We start from the raw sequence: 19,679 nt of genomic DNA, 5'->3' as shown, positions 1-19,679 counted from the left end.
CCGACTTCGTGCAGGCGAGTTGCAGCCTGCAGTCCGAACTGAGAACGGTTTTAAGAGATTTGCTTGCCCTCGCGAGTTCGCGACTCGTTGTACCGTCCATTGTAGCACGTGTGTAGCCCAGGTCATAAGGGGCATGATGATCTGACGTCGTCCCCACCTTCCTCCGGTTTGTCACCGGCAGTCTCACTAGAGTGCCCAACTTAATGCTGGCAACTAGTAACAAGGGTTGCGCTCGTTGCGGGACTTAACCCAACATCTCACGACACGAGCTGACGACGACCATGCACCACCTGTCATTGCGTTCCCGAAGGAAACGCCCTATCTCTAGGGTTGGCGCAAGATGTCAAGACCTGGTAAGGTTCTTCGCGTAGCTTCGAATTAAACCACATGCTCCACCGCTTGTGCGGGCCCCCGTCAATTCCTTTGAGTTTCAACCTTGCGGTCGTACTCCCCAGGCGGAGTGCTTAATGCGTTAGCTCCGGCACTGAAGGGCGGAAACCCTCCAACACCTAGCACTCATCGTTTACGGCATGGACTACCAGGGTATCTAATCCTGTTCGCTACCCATGCTTTCGAGTCTCAGCGTCAGTTGCAGACCAGGTAGCCGCCTTCGCCACTGGTGTTCTTCCATATATCTACGCATTCCACCGCTACACATGGAGTTCCACTACCCTCTTCTGCACTCAAGTTATCCAGTTTCCGATGCACTTCTCCGGTTAAGCCGAAGGCTTTCACATCAGACTTAGAAAACCGCCTGCACTCTCTTTACGCCCAATAAATCCGGATAACGCTTGCCACCTACGTATTACCGCGGCTGCTGGCACGTAGTTAGCCGTGACTTTCTGGTTAAATACCGTCAACGTATGAACAGTTACTCTCATACGTGTTCTTCTTTAACAACAGAGCTTTACGAGCCGAAACCCTTCTTCACTCACGCGGTGTTGCTCCATCAGGCTTGCGCCCATTGTGGAAGATTCCCTACTGCTGCCTCCCGTAGGAGTATGGGCCGTGTCTCAGTCCCATTGTGGCCGATCAGTCTCTCAACTCGGCTATGCATCATCGCCTTGGTAGGCCGTTACCCCACCAACAAGCTAATGCACCGCAGGTCCATCCAGAAGTGATAGCGAGAAGCCATCTTTTAAGCGTTGTTCATGCGAACAACGTTGTTATGCGGTATTAGCATCTGTTTCCAAATGTTGTCCCCCGCTTCTGGGCAGGTTACCTACGTGTTACTCACCCGTCCGCCACTCGTTGGCGACCAAAATCAATCAGGTGCAAGCACCATCAATCAATTGGGCCAACGCGTTCGACTTGCATGTATTAGGCACACCGCCGGCGTTCATCCTGAGCCAGGATCAAACTCTCATATAAAATAAGAAGCTTGAATAGCTCTTTTTAATAAATTAAGCGAATTGACTTCGCAAATGTTTTTGCCTCGATCATTAAGATCAAGGACCCTACACATTTGATTCGTCGAAACATTATTCAGTTTTCAAAGGTCTACCACCAGCAACTCATTAAGAGTTTAACTAGCTTTTTAATTATATCATCTAACCATTTTGATGTCAAGAACTTTTTTAAAGATCTTTGTGATCGTTTTGGTTATCCGTTGCATTTGCAACTCTTATATTATATCAGAGTTGCAAATGATTGTCAATAACTTTTTTAAGCTGATGAATTATCATAACCGCTTGTCGTCGTGACAACGATATTAAATATACCGTGTCGACCCCACTATGTCAACGGCTTACGCAAACTTTTTCGCCCCTCTCAAATCATAACGAACATTTATCTCCTTGATTTATTTTTAGTTCGTTTTATGTCTAATAGAGAGACCCCTGAGCACTTATCGCCCTTTTCGATTCGTTAAAATATTAACATTGCGGATTAAAAGAATTGGAACTTTTTTACTAAAAAAGCTCAATCACTCGCGTTACCGAATGATTGAGCTTTTTACTAAAAAAGCTCAATCACTCGCGTTACCGAATGATTGAGCTTTTGATCATGAGACGGTTTTACACCCGTCTTATTCTTATCTCACCTATTTCTAGGCTACTTCTTTGGTCGCATCGTTGGGAATAATAAGACGTCGCGAATTGACTTTGCGTCCGTCATCAACATTACCATCCGGTCGATTCCGACCCCGAGCCCACCGGTAGGCGGCATCCCGTATTCGAGTGCTTCAACAAAGTCCTCGTCAATCGGCTGGGCTTCATCGTTACCCTCAGCGTTTTCTTGAGCTTGTGCCTTAAAACGCTTGCGTTGATCAATTGGGTCGTTTAATTCAGAGAAGGCATTCGCGTATTCCTTACCCAAAATGTACAGTTCAAACCGGTCAGTAAAACGGGAATCCTCTTCGTTAATCTTTGCTAACGGTGAGACTTCTACCGGGTGACCATAGATAAAAATCGGTTGTTCCAAGGTATCTTGAACCTTTTCTTCAAAGAAGGCGTTAATAATGTGACCANCCTTCCACCAACTCTCGTATTTAATTCCGTTGTCATCAGCCAGCTTACGGGCCTCTTCAACGGTCATTTCTTGCCAGAAGTCGATTCCCGTTGCTTCCTTAATGGCATCCACCATGTGGAGACGCTTAAAGGAGGTACTGAAATCGAGTTCCGTTCCTTGGTAGGTAATCTTTAAGTCATCAGCAACTACACCAGCGGCAGCCTTAAAAATCCCTTCCGTTTCCTTCATCACGTCGTTGAAGTCGAAGTAAGCGGCGTAGGTTTCCATCGTATCGAATTCAGGGTTGTGGTACGGGTCCATCCCTTCGTTACGGAAGATCCGCCCCAGTTCGTAAACTCGTTCCATCCCGCCGACAATTAGGCGCTTAAGCCGTAGTTCGGTGGCAATTCGCATGTACATATCAATGTTTAAGGCGTTGTGGTGGGTCACAAACGGCCGCGCCTCAGCCCCGGAGGCAATGTTTTCTAGGATGGGGGTTTCCACCTCTAAGAAGCCATTATCGTCCATGTAACGGCGCACGGCTTTAATAATCTTAGTCCTGGTTTGGAAACGTTCGAAGCTTTCCCGGTTAGTGATCAGGTCCAAGTAACGCTGACGGTAGACTAACTCTGGGTCCTGCAAGCCGTGGTACTTATCCGGCAGCGGACGGAGGGCCTTGGATAAAAAGGTAATCTTTTCGGCCCGCACCGTCAGTTCGCCCATCCGGGTTTTGATTACATCACCAGTAATCCCCCAGAAATCCCCTAAGTCGGATTCTTTGAATAGCTTGTAGGCTTCTTCCCCCACCATATCTTGGCGAACGTAGAATTGGATCTTGCCTCCCCGGTCCAATAGGTCGGCAAAGGACGCCTTCCCGCTTCCCCGTTTTCCGATCATCCGTCCCGCAATCGTTACGACGTTGTGTTGGGCTAACAGTAGTTCACCGCTATCGTTTTCGTACTTCTTGCGGATATCCGTGGATAAATCGTGGTCCGGATCAAAACGGTGACCAAACGGCGCCACCCCTTGGTCCCTTAATGCCTGCATCTTTTCCCGTCGAACCACCATCTGGTCGTTCAAATGCTCTTCATTCGCCATTTATCGTGCTTCCTCCTAGTTTACGTTTTGTTGTAATTGACGTTCTTCGTACTGGTCAATAAACCGGTCAAAGATCTCGTCCATTTGTGCCTGTTCAGTGGCTTCCATCAGGGCCACCTTCGTCCGGGCGGCCCGCGGAATTCCCTTCATGTAGTAAGCTGCTTGCCCGCGGAATTCCCGGACCCCAGCGTATTCACCCTTCAGGTCCACCAGGCGTGCCAAGTGCTCCTTGGCCGTCGTGATTTTTTCTTCCGGCGTTGCTTCCGGCAGTAGTTCCCCGTTTTCTAAGTAGTGAACCGTCTGCGTCAGCATCCACGGGTTCCCCATGGCGGCCCGCCCAATCATAATGGCATCGGCGCCGGTGTATTCCAATACATACTTGGCTTCTTCAGCAGTCTTAATGTCTCCGTTAGCCATAAACGGGATCGTCAGCTGGCTGGCCACTTCCTTCAAGATATCCCAATCAGCGTGACCCCGGTACATTTGCTTACGGGTCCGGCCGTGCATTGCCACCGCTGCTGCCCCTGCCCGCTGTGCCGCTAGGGCGTTTTCCACGGCAAAGATGTGCTGGTCGTCCCAGCCCGTCCGCATTTTAACGGTTACGGGCTTTTTTACGGCGTCGGTCACGTAAGAAACCATCTCGTAAACCTTGTTGGGGTCTAATAGCCACCGGGAACCAGCCTCAGTGTTGACGATCTTATTAACGGGGCAGCCCATGTTAATGTCGATCACATCGGCATCGGTGTTTTCGTCGACAAACTTAGCGGCCTCCACCAGGGTCTCTTTGGTCCCACCAAAGATTTGCAGTCCCATCGGGTGTTCGACCGGGTCGACACCCATCATTTGCAGGGTCTTTTTGTTGTGGTACATAATCCCGCGGTCGGAAATCATTTCCGAAACCACGTAGCCGGCGCCAAACTTCTTACAGATCACCCGAAAGGCGGTGTTCATGACCCCAGCCATCGGTGCCACAACCACTTGGTTAGGGATTGTGACGCTCCCGATCTTCCATTCCATTCGTTTTCCTCCTAATTTAAATTAAGCAATTGCATTGTATCGCAATATTTAAATCAATAGCAAGTCGTCGCCTAGTCTTCACCGACATTTACTTAGTTGCGACCAAGTACTTGAGTTCTTCTTCGCTGAAGTGGTACTTGTGACCACAAAAACGGCAGACGGCCTCGGCCCCGTGGTCGTTATCAATCATTTCTTGTAAGTCGTCCTTGGATAAACTGGCCAATGCATTTTCGAACCGGTCCTTTGAGCAATCACACTTGTATTCGACCGGCATCTTTTCGAGGATCTTCAAATCACGACCGGCAAAGATCGTCTCCAGAATCTGTTCGGGCGTTTTCCCTTCCCGTAGCAGGTCAGACACCAGCGGTAGTTCCCGTAGCGTCGTTTCCAAGTGGTTGATCGCTTCGTCGCTTGCTCCCGGTAGAACCTGGATCAAAAAGCCCCCGGCAACTTCAATGTGGTCATCGGATTGGACAAAGACCGACAGTCCCACGGCCGATGGAATCTGTTCTGACTGGGCCAGGTAATAAGTAAAGTCATCACCTAATTCACCCGAAACCAGGTTGACTTCCCCGGTGTACGGGGTCTTATCTCCCGGGGCCATCTTGGTCACGGACAGGGTCCCCGTCTTCCCTACGGCACCCGCCACGTCAATTTTACCCTTGGCATTTAAGGGCAGGTGAACGTGGGGATTTTGCATGTAGGCCTTCACCGTCCCCTGGGCGGTCCCGTCAACGACGATAAAGCCGACCGGCCCGTCACCTTGGATCTTGACCGTCATCCCCGCTTCCCCTTGCAGACCCGAGGTTGCTAACAGCAAGGTCCCGACCATTGCTCGGCCCAGGGCTGCGGAGGCCGCGCTCCAAGTATCGTGAATTTGGTGGGCTTCTTCAACTAGGGCCGTTGCGTTAACGGCGTACGCCCGAAATTGACCGTTTTCGGCCACGCTTTTTACTAAGTAGTCTTCCATTATTTTTCCTCCATAAGAAAAGCGGGTGCAACAACTGTGGTCACATCCGCTCCCCATTTATTCCCCAACCGCGGGCTTATTCCCGGTGATCCCAATCATCTGGTTGATCAGGGTCGGTTGGCTTCTTCGTTTGATCGGTTTGATCAGCTTGCTTGTCTTGCTCAGCATCCGTTGCCTGCGGAGTACTTTGCTCATCACCCTCCGTTTGGCTGGTGGTTTGCTCAGCGTCTTCTTCGGTCGCTTCAGCCTTAGCGTTTTCACGCCGTTCAAGTTCGCGCTTAGATTCCTCGAAGGTTTGGGCGTGTTGTTCATCTTCGGCCGCCACCACATCTTCTTCTGGCATCTTCCCGGTCTTGTAAAGACTGAGGATTTGCTTTTCATCCAGCGTTTCGTACTTCAGCAGGGCTTCGGCAATTAACTTGTGCTGTTCGCGGTGCGTCTCGATGATGTGCAGGGCTTGTTCGTGCCCTTCTAACAGGATCCGGCGCACTTCTTGATCAACCAAGGCCGCCGTTTGTTCGGAGTACGGTGATTGATCGTAGCCTTGCCCGGTGAAGACCTGTCCGGAGCTCTGGAGCTCAACCGGACCAATCTTATCGGACATCCCGTATTGAGTAACCATGGCGCGGGCGATTTGCGTTGCCTGTTCAAAGTCGTTAGAAGCACCTGACGACTGGGACTTGAAGATAATCTCTTCGGCGGCCCGACCACCCATCAACCCGGCGATCTGTTCCTCGGCATTCTTCTTAGACATCAGCATTTCGTCTTCACGCGGCAACATGATGGCGTACCCGCCGGCGCGTCCCCGCGGCACAATCGTTACCTTGTGAACCACCCGGGCGTCGTTTAAGACCAACCCAACAATCGTGTGTCCCGCCTCGTGGTAGGCCACGGTGTTACGTTCCCGTGGTGAAATGACCCGGTCACGCTTGGCCGGCCCAGCAATCACGCGATCCTCAGCCTCATCGATGTCGGCGGCGTCAATTTCCGTCCGGTCACGCCGGGCAGCTAAGAGGGCGGCTTCGTTCAGTAGGTTTTCGAGGTCGGCCCCCACAAAACCTGGCGTTTGCTTAGCGATTTCCTTTAGGTCGACGTTACTTGCCAACGGCTTGTTCTTAGCGTGAACGCGCAGAATGGCTTCACGGCCCTTAACGTCGGGACGACCAACCAAGATCTTCCGGTCGAACCGGCCCGGCCGCAAGAGAGCGGGGTCTAAGACGTCGGAACGGTTGGTGGCGGCCATTACGATGACCCCTTCGTCCCCTTGGAACCCGTCCATTTCAACCAGCAATTGGTTCAGGGTTTGCTCACGTTCGTCGTGACCACCACCCATGCCGTTCCCCCGGCGGCGACCAACGGCGTCGATTTCATCAATGAAGATGATCGACGGTGCGGTCTTTTTAGCTTGTTCGAACAGGTCCCGGACCCGGCTGGCCCCAACCCCAACGAACATTTCAACGAAGTCCGAACCGGAGATGGAGAAGAACGGAACACCGGCTTCTCCGGCCACGGCCTTAGCCAGGAGCGTCTTCCCGGTTCCCGGAGGCCCTTCTAAGAGCACCCCGGCTGGGATCCGCGCCCCTAAGCGCATGAACTTCTTGGGGTTCTTCAAGAACTCGACAATTTCGACCAGTTCTTGCTTTTCTTCTTCTTCCCCGGCCACGTCGGAGAAGCGAACCTTGTTTTCCTTTGGGTCTGACGGTTTGGTCTTGGTCTTACCGAAGTTCATCACCCCGCGACCGCCACCGCCTTGACCAGCTTGCCCCATCATCATGTAGAAGAAGAAAATCATGATGACCAAGGGAAGAACCGTCACTAACAGGTTCATCCAAAGGCTATTGGATTCTTCCGACTTGGTTGAAACCTCCACCTTTTCCTTTTCAGCATACTTCTGTAGCTGGGCGATGGTGACGTCACTTTCCAGAACCGAGCTTTCAAAGTTGGTCGTGGAGCTTGCACTCTGCCCACCTAAAGAAAAGCCCGTCGTGGAACTCGATGACACAGGCTGCGCTTTACGGTAAGTCCCGGTGATCCGGTATACTCCCCCATCAGGCTGCAGCTGGAAACTTTTCACCTTGTCACTCTTCAGTGCGGAAATAAATTCGCTTTGCGATAAGTTTTTACTCTGACTGGTGGTACTATTTCCCCCAAACAGGAAATAAGCAATCCCCATAATGCAAAGAAAGATTACCGAATAGAAGAGGACGTTATGGGAAAATCCATTATTTTTCCGATTGTTATTCATAACAACCTCCTATCCAACAGCTGCACGTTGTTGTTTTTGTGAATGGTCATAATATACCATATCTGACCATCGCTGACTAATAATTAGTCATCATTCTTTTGGTAGACTTCCGGCTTCAAAACGCCGACGTACGGGAGGTTCCGGTAGTAATTTTCGTAGTCCAGACCATAGCCAACCAAAAATTCGTGGGGAACGTCAAAACCAACATAATCGGTCGCCACTTCGACCTCCCGTCCGGCCGGCTTATCAAAGAAGGTGCAAACCTTAATGCTCGTGGCCCCACGCCCTTCCAGTAGTTCCATCAAAAACTTCAGGGTCCGACCGGTATCAACAATGTCTTCGACGATGATGACGTCCTTGCCCGCAATCGAGTGCTTTAAGTCGTGAAGTAACTTAACGGTCCCGCTGGACGCCGTGCCCCCGTAGTAACTAGAAACGTCCACGAAGTCCATCTCCGCGTACAGATCGATCTTTTTAATTAGGTCGACGGTAAACAAAACCGCCCCCGTCAAAACAGATACGATCACCGGGCGCTTCCCTTGGTAATCGTTGGTAATTTGAGCAGCCAGTTCTGCCACTCGCGTTTGAATCTGCTCCTCGTCAAAAAGGATCCGTTCGATGTCGTTATTCATGCTTTTCCTCTCAATATCATTGTTCTCGTTGGCATAACGCTACCGGTAGCGCCCCTGGTCGGCGGCCAAACCAAGCCACCTTCACCCCGACTAACCACACCACTTGGCCTAAGGCGTCGACAATCACCCGTTGGTTCGCCCGTAAGTCACGGGGAACCTTTTGGTCGATCAAGACCCGCCGAACCCGTTGGTGTGTGCCCCCCTTTAACAATAGCCGGTCACCAGCTTGAACGGGACGGCAAGTCAGGGGAAACTGGTTGTTAGTCAACCAAACCGTGGTCACTGACCCTTGGCCTGGCTGGCGGGTGACTGAAAAAGTCCCCCCCGCCCGGAGACGATACCACTGGCCCAATTCTACCACAAACTCCCCCTCCGATTCGCCTTCCTGGGCCATTTGCCCGGCTTTTTTAAGGAAGGCCTCCCGGTAGCCCTTAACCAAGCACCACCGATTGGGCAGTTGGAAGCTCTGGGGCGGCCTGGTTTGGTCGCCTAACCCGGTTACCAGTTGGTGAAGCTGTTCTTCTTTAATCGTTGCAACGCCCCGTTTGGTTAGGTAGTAGCGGAGGTAGGAACGTTGGGTACTTTCACTCAACCGACGAAAGGCGGCCAACGAAAAGCCCCGTTCGGTCCGCAGGGTGGCATCGAGTTCCCCTAGTCGTTCGTTAGCCAAGCCCAAGAGGTCATTGATTTGCTCGGCGTCACTAGCCAGCGCCGTGACGAGCCGGGGGTTTTCAACGCTGAGGCTTGGAAGGTAGCGGTGCCGAACCCGGTTGCGAAACGGGGTTAGATCACGGTTTGTTTCATCTTCAAACCAGGTCAACTGATGGTCCTTAGCATAGCGGCGGAGGTCTTGTTTGTTAAGCGCGAGTAGAGGGCGAATTAGTGCGCCACTGGCAAAGGGGCGCTGCCATCTCAGCGCTCCTAATTGTTCGATCCGACCACCACGAATTAACTTCATCAGGACCGTTTCCGCCAGGTCGTCTTGGTGGTGCGCCGTTGCCACCGCCTGGGCTTGGTATTTGTCCATCACCGTGGCAAAAAAGGAGTAGCGAAACCGGCGGGCCGCCGCTTCAATTCCCTTCGCTGGGTGCTCTGCGACCGCCCACTGGGCCACTTCGAGGGGAAGGTTTCGTTGCCGGCAATACGTACGTAAAAAGGCTTCTTCTGCGGTGCTTTGGGTACGCAAGTGGTGGTTAACGTGGGCAACGATTAAACGGGGACGCTTTAACTTAGGTAAGTTTTGGAGCAGGTCTAAGAGCACCATTGAGTCCACCCCGGTTGAGACGGCCACGACTAAGGTGTTGCTTGACGAAAAAAAGCGGCTCCCCAGGGGGGACCGCTCCATCGTTAATTTAGGGTCTTTCATTAGCTTCGCCGGCCACCCCGGCCGCCCCGCTTACCATCGGTTTGCCGCTTTAAATTCGACAAACGGGATTCACTTTCCTTAAGGTAGGAGGATAGCATGTCGTTAAAGTCCCCGGACGGCTTGTGATGGCCAAAATTCCCCCGGCCACTGAAGCTACGAGCGGGACGGGAGAAACCACGGGGTTCGTGATGACGATTCTGGCGGTCATCGTGGCCGTGGCTTAACCGCTCACTTGGTTGCTGATCGTGGTGATCACGCTTGGCCGGCTCCGTTGGCGTAGCCTGCTTCATTGAAAGGGCGATCTTGCCGTTGCCTTCAATCTTCATGACCTTTACCATCACCTTATCGCCAACCGTTAAGACATCGTGAATGTCTTTGATGAACTTATCGGAGACCTGGCTGATGTGAACGAGTCCCGTCTTATTATCTGCTAAATCAATAAACGCTCCAAAGTTCGTAATTCCCGAAACGGTACCCGAAACCTTTGCGCCTTCTTCAAGTGCCATGAACTAAGCATTTCCTCCTCATACGATTCTAATTGTTACTAATTGTAATTGAGTATAACACACCCTCGGGTCCTGACAAGCGTTGAAAAGAGAAAAATCCCTATTCTTGACTAAGAATAGGGATTTTTTTAATCAGCAAAATTATAAATCGTTTCACCAGTCTTAGAGTAGTTGTACTTGGATCTAATCAACTGCTCGAGGTAATCCTGGTTGTGTAACAACGAAATTTGCTTGGTTAACTTCTTGCCGGTTGCCTGCTTTTGCTTGAGGACCGTCCGTTGCTGGTCAATGTTTTGGTTGACCTTGGCGAGGGTTTGCTTGCTTTGCCACAGTTGGAAACCGAGAATCAGGGCCACCACTAAAATAATGGAGTACATAATCTTCGCCCGGCGAACGTGAACCCGGTAGCGATACCGGCGGTTTTCCGCTATCCGGCGGGCGTAAATGGTGTTTAGCGCCGCAATACGATAGTGTCTCTTTTGCATACGAACCCTCCTTTGCCTATCACTAGAAAAATTATACCAAGATTCCCCCGCTAGTGTCCATGCTTTTTGACGATTCCCATCACGAAATTTATTCCTTGCCGAAGTCTTCGGCGTAGCTTTCCTCTAAAATTTCGTACATCCCGGCGACCTCGTCCTTCTTAGTCGTTTCCACCAACTGGTTGACCTGTACCTTTTCGGTCTTGTTACCGAACTCAATCGTCAGTACGTCGCCAACCCTGACGTCGCTGGAAGACTTGGCCACCTTGTCGTTGATCATGATCCGTCCCTGATCGGCAATCTTTTTGGCAATTGCCCGGCGTTTAATGATTCGTGATACCTTTAAAAACTTATCCAATCTCATTGCTTGGTTTCCCCTTCTTGTTCATTGTTTGCTTCTTGCACTCGCTGACCCAATTCCCTGGTAAGCGCCAGTAGCTGGTTCAACCAGTCCTGTTCCGTCATCTTTGGTTGGATTACCAGCCGTAAGGAAATGGCGCCGTCCTCTTTTTCATCCATGGTGGCCTTAAAGCGGGTCTTGGCCAGGGCCTGGATAATTTGTGGGGCGTTAATTTTTTTACTACCAACCACCGTAAAGTTGACGTAAATGTTATCGCGCTTGCGCTCAATTTCGCTTAGCATTGCCTGGTCGGCGTACAGCTTGATCGTCCCGATCGTTAATAAGTTCGCCACCGGCGTTTGGTAGTCCCCAAAGCGGTCAATTAGGTCACCAGCCAATTCGGTCAGTTCTTCTTCACTCTTGGCCCGGCGAATCTGCTTGTACAATTCGATCTTTTGGCGCTGGTCGTCGACGTAAGTACTTGGCAAGTAGGCTTCGACTCCGAGCTCGACTTCGGCGTTCGATTTAACCGGTCGCTTCTTTCCCTGTTTGGTGGCCACCGCATCAGCTAACATCTCGGTGTACAAGTCGTAACCAACCGAATCGATGAAACCGTGCTGCTGCTTACCCAGGAGGTTACCGGCCCCCCGGATCGACAGGTCACGCATGGCAATCTTAAAGCCCGACCCTAGCTCGGTGAAGTCCCGAATGGCAGCTAACCGCTTTTCGCCCTGTTCAGTTAGAACCTTATTTTCCTGGTACATGAAGTAAGCGTAAGCCACTCGGTTGCTGCGACCGATCCGCCCCCGAATCTGGTAAAGTTGGGCTAGCCCCAAGCGATCGGCGTCTTCGACAAAGAGAGTGTTAACGTTAGCGATATCGACCCCGGTTTCGATGATCGAGGTGGTTACTAAGACGTCGTACTCACCGCGGATAAAATCGTACAGCACCCCTTCCAACTCGTTTTCACTCATCTGGCCGTGAATGTAGCCAATCCGGGCTTCGGGAACCAGCTCCGCTAACTGCGCGACCACCCGTTCAATGTCGTGAACCCGGTTATGCAGGTAATAGACCTGCCCGCCCCGTTGCATTTCGCGCAGGATCCCATCCCGAATCACGGCGCCGTTTTGTTCCAAGACGTAGGTTTGAATCGGGTAACGGCCCGTCGGCGGGGTCTCTAAGACGGACAGGTCCCGCACCCCCATCATCGACATGTGCAAGGTCCGCGGGATGGGCGTCGCCGTCAGGGTTAAGACATCGACGTTGGCTTTGAGTTGCTTTAAGCGCTCCTTGTGTTTGACGCCAAAGCGCTGTTCTTCGTCAACAATCAAGAGCCCCAGGTCCTTAAACTGGACGTCTTTAGATAAGATCCGGTGGGTCCCCACCACGATATCAATTTCGCCGTTCAAAAGCCCCCGGTCGGTCTCCTTTAATTCCTTGGCGGTCTTAAAGCGTGACATCAGGGCAATTGTGACCGGAAAGCCTTCAAAGCGGGCCTTCATCGTGTCGTAGTGCTGCTGAGCTAAGATGGTGGTGGGGACCAAAAAGGCGACCTGCTTGCCCCCGGCAACGGCCTTGAAGATGGCACGCAGGGCGACCTCGGTCTTGCCGTAACCAACGTCACCGACTAAGAGCCGGTCCATTGGCCGCGGGCGTTCCATGTCAGCCTTAATTTCCTGGATGCTTTGTAGTTGGTCTTTAGTTTCGGCGTACGGGAATTCATCGTCAAACTTCTCTTGCAAGTAGTCATCCTTGGGAAAGGCAAAGCCCTTTTCGGTCTCGCGCTTGGCGTAAAGGTCGACCAAGTCGTCGGCAATGTCTTCAATTTTGGCCGCCACCCGCCGCTTGGTTTTGGCCCACTCAACGCCCCCTAAGCGGTTTAAGCGGGGCGTCTTTGATTCAGCCGAAACGTACTTTTGAACCAGGTTTAACTGGGTAACTGGCACGAAGATCTGGGCGTTGTCGCGGTAATCTAACACCATGTAATCCTGGTGAACGCCATCGACTTCCATCGTCTTAATCCCGGCAAACAGGCCAATCCCGTGGTTCACGTGGACCACGTAATCGCCCGGCTTTAAGTCGGTGTAGGACTTGATCCGCTCGGCATTCGCTAACTTCTGGGCCCGTGGACGGCGGTTCTTAACCTGTTTGAACATTTCCGCCTCGGTAATCACCACCAAGTTGGCCGGGGGCATTTCAAATCCGTTAGCTAAGGTGGCCGCCACCAGCTGGACCTGGTGTTCCATTAGCTGGTCGGGCGCCGTTTGAACAACCGCCACCCCAAAGTCTGCTAGGGTAGTGGCGACTTGGTTTCGACGTTCCGGGCTGTTGGCCATGATCACAACCGTTGCCCCCTGGGACTGCCAGCGCTTGAGCTCACCCTTTAAAAGGTCCAATTGGGAAAAGAAGCGCTGCATCTCCCGCGTTGCTAAGTCAGAGATCTGCGCCAGTTTGACTTGTCCAAGCCCCTTTTGAAAGAGGGCTAGGTAGGTCTGGGGGCCCGGGCGCTTGGGTAGGGTTTCCATCACCCCGTTATCAAGGGTGGCACCCCTGACCCGGCGTTTAGCGGCCACCTTATCCATCAACCAGGCGGTTTCTTGCTCCGTAATTCGCTTAGCGCTCTCCTTAATCCGCCCCCAGTCGTCTAAGACCAGGTTGCTTTTCGCGGGTAGGTAGTCGAGCAAGGAGGCCGGCTGTTCGTACACCCGGTCGGCGTACTCCAGCATTTCCACTGGTAACTGCCCCGCGTCCAAAGCGGAGATGACCGGGTCAAAGAGGCCAAACAGGGCCTGGCGTTCCTCTTCATCCGCCGTTTGAGCTAAGTGGTGGTAATCGTCTTGCAACCCCCCCTTTAGCTGGGCTAACTTGGCGGGTGGGGCGATGAAATCGGTAGCGGGCAAGATCGTCACCGCCCGGATGTTTTCAACGCTCCGCTGGCTTTCGGCGTCAAAGTAGCGTAGGGAATCCACCTCGGTGTCAAAGAGGTCGATCCGCACCGGGTGGGCCGTGTTCAGGGCGTAAATGTCGACAATCGACCCCCGCATGGCAAAGTCCCCGGGTTTTAAGACCATCTTTTGGCGCTGATAGCCCATCGCCATCAACTGGGTCCCCACCGTAGTTGGATCAAGTTCACCCCCGACTTCGACCGTCAGGGTGGCGGCTTGAAAATCCCCCGGTTTGGGCAGGCGCCGGCGCAGACCCGCCGCATCCGTCACAACGACGGCCGCTTGGTCTGCCAAAAGGGTATTGAGGGCCTGAACCCGTTGCAAGCGGTAGTCAGGTGAAGCGGTCGCCACTTCGGTTGCCAACACCTCTTCGACCGGAAAGGCAAAGACCTGGTCCTCACCAAGCAGGTTTTCAAGGTCGGCGACCAGCTCTTGCATGTGATAAAGACTGTCGCACACCACTAACTGCGGGTGTGACAACTCCCCTTGCAGCGCCGCTAACAGGAGCGTTTTAGCCGACCCGGAAACCCCGGTAATCAACTGGCGCTGGCCACTATCAATGACCTCCTTAATTTTTGAAAAGGCTGGCTGTTGCTTGGCCAACTCCGTTAACTTCACCCGTGTCTCCCCCCACTTTAATTGTATTCATTCATTAACTGATCAAAACTAGTCCCTTGCACCCACTTAATCAGGGCTTGTTCAGCTTGCAGCACCGCCCCTTCAAAAACGGGGCGCTCCTCGGTGTCAAACCGGCCGAGGACGTGGCTAACCACGGAGCCAAACTTAGGGTGGTCGATCCCCAACTTAACCCGGTTAAACTCGCGGGTCCCCAGGTGGTCGATTAACGACTTAAGGCCGTTGTGGCCCCCTGACGCTCCCCTTTGCTTGAGCTTGATCTTACCCACCGGCATGTCTAAGTCGTCGCTAACTACGATTAGGTCGTCTAATGCGATATCGTAGTACTCCATTAGTGGCTTAACCGCCCGCCCCGACTCGTTCATAAAGGTCGTTGGCTTGACAAGCATCACCTTTTGGCCATTAATTAGGCCCGTAACGGTAACGGCTTCCACCTTTTCATGGGTAAAAGCCCCCAGGTGGAAGTCGCGCGCCAGTTGTTCGACCACCATAAAGCCCGCGTTATGGCGGGTTTCATCGTAGCGGGTGCCGATATTTCCTAATCCAACGATCATTTTCATATTAATTTCACCTCATTTAGAGCTGTCGATCCCTCGTGGATATTACGTTAAAGGAACTTAGCTCAATTATACCTTAATAGTGGTTGATTCCCAAAGAATCGTATTTTTCTCTCATCTAGATCTCATTTAGCTATTATTTTGTGCTATGATGGTATCCGGCATTAACGGCTTAATAAGGAGAACCAATATGATTTTTAATTCCCTCATCCAACCAAAGGATCAACTAACGACCCTCTCTGAAAACGCTACTTTGGCCGAGGCCCTTTCCACCTTGGAGAATACCGGTTACCGTTGCGTTCCGATCCTGGATGCAACGGGGACCCTCTTTCGGGGCAATATCTACAAGATGCACCTTTACCGCCACAAGTCGCGCGGGGGCGACATGTCCTTGCCGGTGACGACGTTGCTTAAAAACGCCACCAAGTTCATCTCAAAGGACGCCGCCTTTTATAACGTCTTTTTCACCATCCGTGATTTACCATACATCGCCGTTTTGGATGAGAACAACCGCTTTTACGGAATCTTAACCCATAATCGGCTCTTACAAATGCTAGCGACCGCTTGGAACGTTAACTCCGGCTCCTACGTCCTCTCGGTAGCGGTCCGCGACGAACGGGGGACCCTGGTAGCCATCGCCAAGGAAATCACCCGCTTTTGTCAAATCGCTAACGTCTTGTCGATCAGCCCAACCAAGGACGAAAAACAGGTTTTAATCACCCTACCCGATGGTGTAACCCAAGAAACGGTCGACAAAATTGTCCGGCGCTTAAACCGGAAGAACTTACCGGTCATCGAAATTGAAAACCTCCACCCGAACCTTTAGAACGGAAGCGGCACGCCTTGGCAGTCCGCCTGACTAAGCTAGGCCTCCGGGTGGCCTAAAACACCCGCTTAATAACAGAAATAGCTGGAGATCACGTCGCTTAAAACGTTGATCTTCAGCTATTTTTTAGTTTTATTTCTCAACGGCTAAGCTTACCCGGAGCGCCTGGTCAACCTGGTCCATCACCGCTCGGGGTAGGCGGGTGACGAGCTGTTTGAGCCGGGTCTTGTCGATCGTGCGAATCTGCTCACACAAGATTACGGAATCATGAGCCAGCCCGGCGGCCCCTTGGTTGAGCTGAACGTGAGTGGGGAGGCGGTGTTTTTGCATCCGGGCGGTAATGGCAACCACGATCACGGTTGGGCTGTGGCGGTTACCAACGTTATTTTGTACTACCACTACCGGCCGGATCCCGCCCTGTTCGGACCCTAGGACTGGGTTTAAGTCGGCGTAATAGACATCGCCCCGAATGATTTTCCGCTCCATTGACACCCCTCCTAGCCTAGGTAGCGCCGGTGAAGCCGGGCACCCATCCCGGTAAGAATTTCGTAGTTAATCGTGTGGGCGTATTCCGCCACGTCAGTTACGGTGATTTCTTGATCTAAGGAGCGGCCCATCAAAACCGCTTCGGTCCCAACCGGGTATTCCTTAGGCAGGCGAACCATCATCTGGTCCATGCAAACCCGGCCCAAGACCTCACAGCGCTGGCCGTCAACGAGGACGTAAAAGCCTTGCATCCGGCGGGGATAGCCATCGGCGTAGCCTACCGGTAGGGTAGCCACCCATTCGTCTTCTTTAGCGGTATACGTTGCCCCGTAAGAAACCGACTCACCCGCCTTTAATTGCTTAACGTAGGTTGCGTGGGTCACCAAGGAGGTTACCGGTTCGAGCGGGAAGGATTCCTTGATTCCGACTCCCGATGGGTTAGCCCCGTACATTGAAATCCCCATCCGAATCGTGTTGGCGACGATTGATTTTTGGTGCCACAGCCCGGTGGCCGAATTAGCCACGTGAACAAACGGCGGTCGTTTCGTTACCACCGCCATGAAGTCATCGAAGCGGGCCCGTTGCCGCTCAAAGTAAGTGGCGTCCTCTTCGTCGGCGGTCGCAAAATGGGTGAAGATCCCCTCAAATTCAAAGCAGGGCGCCGCTACTAATTGCAGGGCTTCTTTAAAGTCCTCCGGCGTGGTAAAGCCAATTCGTCCCATCCCGGTGTCTAGGGCCAGGTGAACCTTGAGGGGTTGCTTGATCCCCTCTTCTTTTGCCAGCCGTTGGTAGTTCTTTAACCACTCTAGGCTCCCCACCGTCAGGGAAATGCCTTGGGCGGCCGCTAGGGGGGCGTACTCAACTGGGGTAATGCCCAGCACTAAAACTAACTCTTGAATCCCGCTATCACGTAACTCAATTGCCTCATCGAGCAGGGCCACGCAAAAACCTTCGACCCCCGCCCTAGCTAAAGCTGACGCCACCGGCACCATTCCGTTACCGTAGGCGTTGGCCTTTACGACCGCTAAAATCCGGCTGCCAGGAGCTAATTGTTCCCGTTGCCTTTGTACATTTGCCCCTAGGGCCTTGAGGTCAACGACAAGGTCCGTTTTTCGTAACCGTGCACTTACCATTGTTACTCCCCTTTTTCTAAAATAACTTCCGTAAAGACTAGCTGACCGGTGTGACTGACGCTAGCGTGGGCAGGACCGTCAAACGGGTGGCTTACCACCACCGGTTGCCCTAACTCATTATCGATAATTTCAACGTCTAAGAAGCTAACGTGCCGGCCAATCCCCGTCCCCAACGCCTTAGAGTACGCCTCCTTCAAAGAAAAACGGCCGGCAATGTACTCGTAGTAGCGCTGGTTTTTGAGGGTCGCTAGCTGGGCTTGTTCGCCCTTCGTTAACACCTTGTTGATAAAGGACGGGGTCTTTTCGACCGCCCGCTTGATCCGGTCAATCTCGGCGACGTCAATCCCGATCCCGGCAATCATGGTTTAATCCTCGCGGCGCCGGTTCCGGTTGTTTGAAAAGCGCCGCTTACGGTCACCATTGAAACGCCGGTGACCATCGCCCCCGTTCCGGTGGAAGTTACGGTGTGAATTACCGTGCCCGCCGCGACGGTAGTTTCCACCGCGACCGTTGCGATTGCGACTTGGTAGTGGTCGTTCCGGTGTGATCTTGACCGGTACTTGACTGGCGTCGTCTTTAGTCAGGTCGTTTAAAAGGGCCGCCACCAATTCAACGGCGTCGTACTTTTCCAACAACTTAGCGGCGTCTTCGCTGTAACGGTTGGTCGTCGGATCAGCCACCAAGGAATCAATGTCGTTGTAGGCGCTGGCCACTTGACCACGGAAGGCTTCTTCTTCCGTCGGTGGCTTCAGCGGTAACATCCGGGCCCGGGTTAACTTCTCGATTTCGTGCAGGTAATTCATTTCGTTTGGCGTCACGAAGGTTAAAGAGACACCGTGGTGCCCGGCCCGGCCCGTCCGGCCAATCCGGTGAACGTAAGAATCCGGGTCAGACGGGATGTCGTAGTTGTAAACGTGGGTCACCCCGGAAATGTCTAAGCCCCGGGCCGCCACGTCGGTTGCCACTAAGATGTCCAAGTGGCCCTCCTTAAAGCGGCGCATGATCTTGCTGCGCCGGTCCTGGGTCAAATCACCGTGAATCCCGGCGGCGTTGTAGCCCCGGGCAATCAGCCCGCGGGATAGTTCATCGACCCGACGCTTGGTCCGGCCAAAGACGATCGTCAGGTCCGGGTCTTGGACGTCGATCATCCGGGTCATGATGTCAAACTTCTCGTAATCCTTGGCCCGAACGTAGTACTGATCCACCAGGTCGGTGGTCAGTTCCTTAGCCTTGATCTTAACGGTTTGCGGGTCGTGCATAAATTGAACCCCAATCCGCTTAATTTCCGGCGGCATGGTGGCCGAAAAGAGCAGGGTTTGGCGTTCGCTTGGCGTTTGCTTGATGATGTCTTCGATGTCTTCTAAAAAGCCCATGTTCAACATTTCATCGGCTTCGTCTAAGACTAGGGTTTGCACCCCAGATAAGTCGACCGTTCCGCGGCGCAAGTGGTCACGCAACCGCCCCGGCGTCCCGACCAGGATTTGGGGATTCTTTTCTAAGGAACGGATTTGGCGGCGGATATCGGCGCCCCCGTAAACCACTTGGACCTTCACGCGCTTTTCCTTACCGAGGCGGAAGAGTTCCTCTTCGGTTTGGATGGCCAACTCCCGGGTCGGGGAGATGATCAGGGCTTGAATTGCCGGGTTTTCCACGTCAACGTGCTCAATGGTTGGCAGGCCAAACGCTGCCGTCTTCCCAGTCCCAGTTTGGGCCTGGCCGATCACGTCCTTGCCGGCTAAGACCATCGGGATCGTTTGTTCTTGGATCGGCGTGGCCTCTTCGTAACCGGAGCGTTGGATCGCCTTGAGCAACTTGTTGGATAAACCTAATTCACTAAAATACAAATATTTCACCTCATGTGTTCGATTGGTACAATAAATCGAGGTTGGGAGAAACTCGTTTTCTCCCAACCTTTTTTTAATTTCCGAATGTTACATAGCAATGTGGTAACTAACTGATGACCAACTGGCTCACCGCAGTCCGCCACCCTGG

At 52.6% G+C, this 19,679-nt stretch carries 16 protein-coding genes and 2 other annotated features; of the genes, 1 reads left to right on the top strand and 15 read right to left on the bottom strand.

The genetic code is table 11. The features are described 5' to 3' along the window. Window positions 1-394 (bottom strand) — a sequence feature (16S ribosomal RNA rRNA prediction is too short). A 60-nt stretch (window positions 395-454) separates the two neighbouring features. Further along, window positions 455-1,363, bottom strand: a sequence feature (16S ribosomal RNA rRNA prediction is too short). Between the two features lie 689 nt (window positions 1,364-2,052). From lysS to pth, 11 genes are all read right to left on the bottom strand, one after another. Further along, a complete protein-coding gene (gene lysS / locus FG166_RS01565) occupies window positions 2,053-3,546 on the bottom strand; it encodes a lysine--tRNA ligase (protein WP_178958854.1) in 1,494 nt (497 codons plus the stop codon). Window positions 3,547-3,561: 15 nt separating this feature from the next. Further along, on the bottom strand, window positions 3,562-4,563 hold the full coding sequence (gene dusB, locus FG166_RS01560; RefSeq protein ID WP_003684059.1) for a tRNA dihydrouridine synthase DusB: 1,002 nt from the start codon (window positions 4,561-4,563) through the stop codon (window positions 3,562-3,564). An 88-nt stretch (window positions 4,564-4,651) separates the two neighbouring features. Further along, entirely contained in the window at window positions 4,652-5,533 is an 882-nt protein-coding gene (hslO, locus tag FG166_RS01555; RefSeq protein WP_003684058.1) for an Hsp33 family molecular chaperone HslO, read from the bottom strand. Window positions 5,534-5,609: 76 nt separating this feature from the next. Next, window positions 5,610-7,778, bottom strand: coding sequence for an ATP-dependent zinc metalloprotease FtsH (gene ftsH / locus FG166_RS01550; RefSeq protein WP_003684055.1), 2,169 nt, complete (start codon window positions 7,776-7,778; stop codon window positions 5,610-5,612). A gap of 83 nt (window positions 7,779-7,861) precedes the next feature. After that, the gene (hpt, locus tag FG166_RS01545) at window positions 7,862-8,410 is read right to left on the bottom strand and encodes a hypoxanthine phosphoribosyltransferase (protein ID WP_003684053.1); all 549 of its coding nucleotides are present in this window, start codon (window positions 8,408-8,410) and stop codon (window positions 7,862-7,864) included. A 16-nt stretch (window positions 8,411-8,426) separates the two neighbouring features. Then, the gene (tilS, locus tag FG166_RS01540) at window positions 8,427-9,776 is read right to left on the bottom strand and encodes a tRNA lysidine(34) synthetase TilS (protein WP_003684051.1); all 1,350 of its coding nucleotides are present in this window, start codon (window positions 9,774-9,776) and stop codon (window positions 8,427-8,429) included. Beyond that, a complete protein-coding gene (locus FG166_RS01535) occupies window positions 9,776-10,282 on the bottom strand; it encodes a S1 domain-containing RNA-binding protein (protein ID WP_003684046.1) in 507 nt (168 codons plus the stop codon). The genes tilS and FG166_RS01535 overlap by 1 nt, the downstream gene beginning before the upstream one ends. 128 nt (window positions 10,283-10,410) lie before the next feature. Beyond that, window positions 10,411-10,767 carry an FtsB family cell division protein gene (locus FG166_RS01530; protein WP_003684045.1) on the bottom strand — a complete coding sequence of 119 codons (357 nt, stop codon included), beginning with the start codon at window positions 10,765-10,767 and terminating at the stop codon, window positions 10,411-10,413. An 88-nt stretch (window positions 10,768-10,855) separates the two neighbouring features. Further along, window positions 10,856-11,128, bottom strand: coding sequence for an RNA-binding S4 domain-containing protein (locus FG166_RS01525; RefSeq protein ID WP_003684042.1), 273 nt, complete (start codon window positions 11,126-11,128; stop codon window positions 10,856-10,858). Then, window positions 11,125-14,667: a transcription-repair coupling factor gene (mfd, locus tag FG166_RS01520; RefSeq protein ID WP_003684040.1), complete on the bottom strand. Its 3,543-nt coding sequence runs from the start codon at window positions 14,665-14,667 to the stop codon at window positions 11,125-11,127. Before mfd ends, FG166_RS01525 begins: the two co-directional genes overlap by 4 nt. Before the next feature lie 17 nt (window positions 14,668-14,684). Further along, on the bottom strand, window positions 14,685-15,245 hold the full coding sequence (gene pth / locus FG166_RS01515) for an aminoacyl-tRNA hydrolase (RefSeq protein WP_003684038.1): 561 nt from the start codon (window positions 15,243-15,245) through the stop codon (window positions 14,685-14,687). A 187-nt stretch (window positions 15,246-15,432) separates the two neighbouring features. Between pth and cbpA the strand changes: the two genes are divergently transcribed. Beyond that, window positions 15,433-16,068, top strand: a complete 636-nt coding sequence (cbpA, locus tag FG166_RS01510) for a cyclic di-AMP binding protein CbpA (RefSeq protein WP_003686479.1) — start codon at window positions 15,433-15,435, stop codon at window positions 16,066-16,068. A 132-nt stretch (window positions 16,069-16,200) separates the two neighbouring features. Here cbpA and FG166_RS01505 read toward each other — a convergent pair whose 3' ends face one another. The 4 genes from FG166_RS01505 to cshA are packed head-to-tail and all read right to left on the bottom strand — an operon-like array spanning window position 16,201 to window position 19,531. Further along, on the bottom strand, window positions 16,201-16,554 hold the full coding sequence (locus tag FG166_RS01505; RefSeq protein ID WP_003684032.1) for a type II toxin-antitoxin system PemK/MazF family toxin: 354 nt from the start codon (window positions 16,552-16,554) through the stop codon (window positions 16,201-16,203). Window positions 16,555-16,565: 11 nt separating this feature from the next. Next, window positions 16,566-17,687, bottom strand: a complete 1,122-nt coding sequence (gene alr, locus FG166_RS01500; RefSeq protein ID WP_003684030.1) for an alanine racemase — start codon at window positions 17,685-17,687, stop codon at window positions 16,566-16,568. 2 nt (window positions 17,688-17,689) lie between these two features. Beyond that, a complete protein-coding gene (gene acpS, locus FG166_RS01495; RefSeq protein ID WP_003684028.1) occupies window positions 17,690-18,049 on the bottom strand; it encodes a holo-ACP synthase in 360 nt (119 codons plus the stop codon). Window positions 18,050-18,052: 3 nt separating this feature from the next. Beyond that, a complete protein-coding gene (gene cshA, locus FG166_RS01490) occupies window positions 18,053-19,531 on the bottom strand; it encodes a degradosome RNA helicase CshA (protein ID WP_035431204.1) in 1,479 nt (492 codons plus the stop codon). Window positions 19,532-19,679: the final 148 nt, after the last annotated feature.

Source organism: Limosilactobacillus fermentum, assembly GCF_013394085.1.
Taxonomy (GTDB): domain Bacteria; phylum Bacillota; class Bacilli; order Lactobacillales; family Lactobacillaceae; genus Limosilactobacillus; species Limosilactobacillus fermentum.
This window is presented reverse-complemented; position numbering and strand designations above follow the sequence as displayed.

Excerpts from the sequence above, each read along its gene's own strand:
- dusB (WP_003684059.1), bottom strand. The coding sequence starts at position 4,563 with ATGGAATGGAAGATCGGGAGCGTCACAATCCCTAACCAAGTGGTTGTG.
- hslO (WP_003684058.1), bottom strand. The coding sequence starts at position 5,533 with ATGGAAGACTACTTAGTAAAAAGCGTGGCCGAAAACGGTCAATTTCGG.
- ftsH (WP_003684055.1), bottom strand. The coding sequence starts at position 7,778 with ATGAATAACAATCGGAAAAATAATGGATTTTCCCATAACGTCCTCTTC.
- hpt (WP_003684053.1), bottom strand. The coding sequence starts at position 8,410 with ATGAATAACGACATCGAACGGATCCTTTTTGACGAGGAGCAGATTCAA.
- tilS (WP_003684051.1), bottom strand. The coding sequence starts at position 9,776 with ATGAAAGACCCTAAATTAACGATGGAGCGGTCCCCCCTGGGGAGCCGC.
- FG166_RS01535 (WP_003684046.1), bottom strand. The coding sequence starts at position 10,282 with ATGGCACTTGAAGAAGGCGCAAAGGTTTCGGGTACCGTTTCGGGAATT.
- FG166_RS01530 (WP_003684045.1), bottom strand. The coding sequence starts at position 10,767 with ATGCAAAAGAGACACTATCGTATTGCGGCGCTAAACACCATTTACGCC.
- FG166_RS01525 (WP_003684042.1), bottom strand. The coding sequence starts at position 11,128 with ATGAGATTGGATAAGTTTTTAAAGGTATCACGAATCATTAAACGCCGG.
- pth (WP_003684038.1), bottom strand. The coding sequence starts at position 15,245 with ATGAAAATGATCGTTGGATTAGGAAATATCGGCACCCGCTACGATGAA.
- cbpA (WP_003686479.1), top strand. The coding sequence starts at position 15,433 with ATGATTTTTAATTCCCTCATCCAACCAAAGGATCAACTAACGACCCTC.
- FG166_RS01505 (WP_003684032.1), bottom strand. The coding sequence starts at position 16,554 with ATGGAGCGGAAAATCATTCGGGGCGATGTCTATTACGCCGACTTAAAC.
- alr (WP_003684030.1), bottom strand. The coding sequence starts at position 17,687 with ATGGTAAGTGCACGGTTACGAAAAACGGACCTTGTCGTTGACCTCAAG.
- acpS (WP_003684028.1), bottom strand. The coding sequence starts at position 18,049 with ATGATTGCCGGGATCGGGATTGACGTCGCCGAGATTGACCGGATCAAG.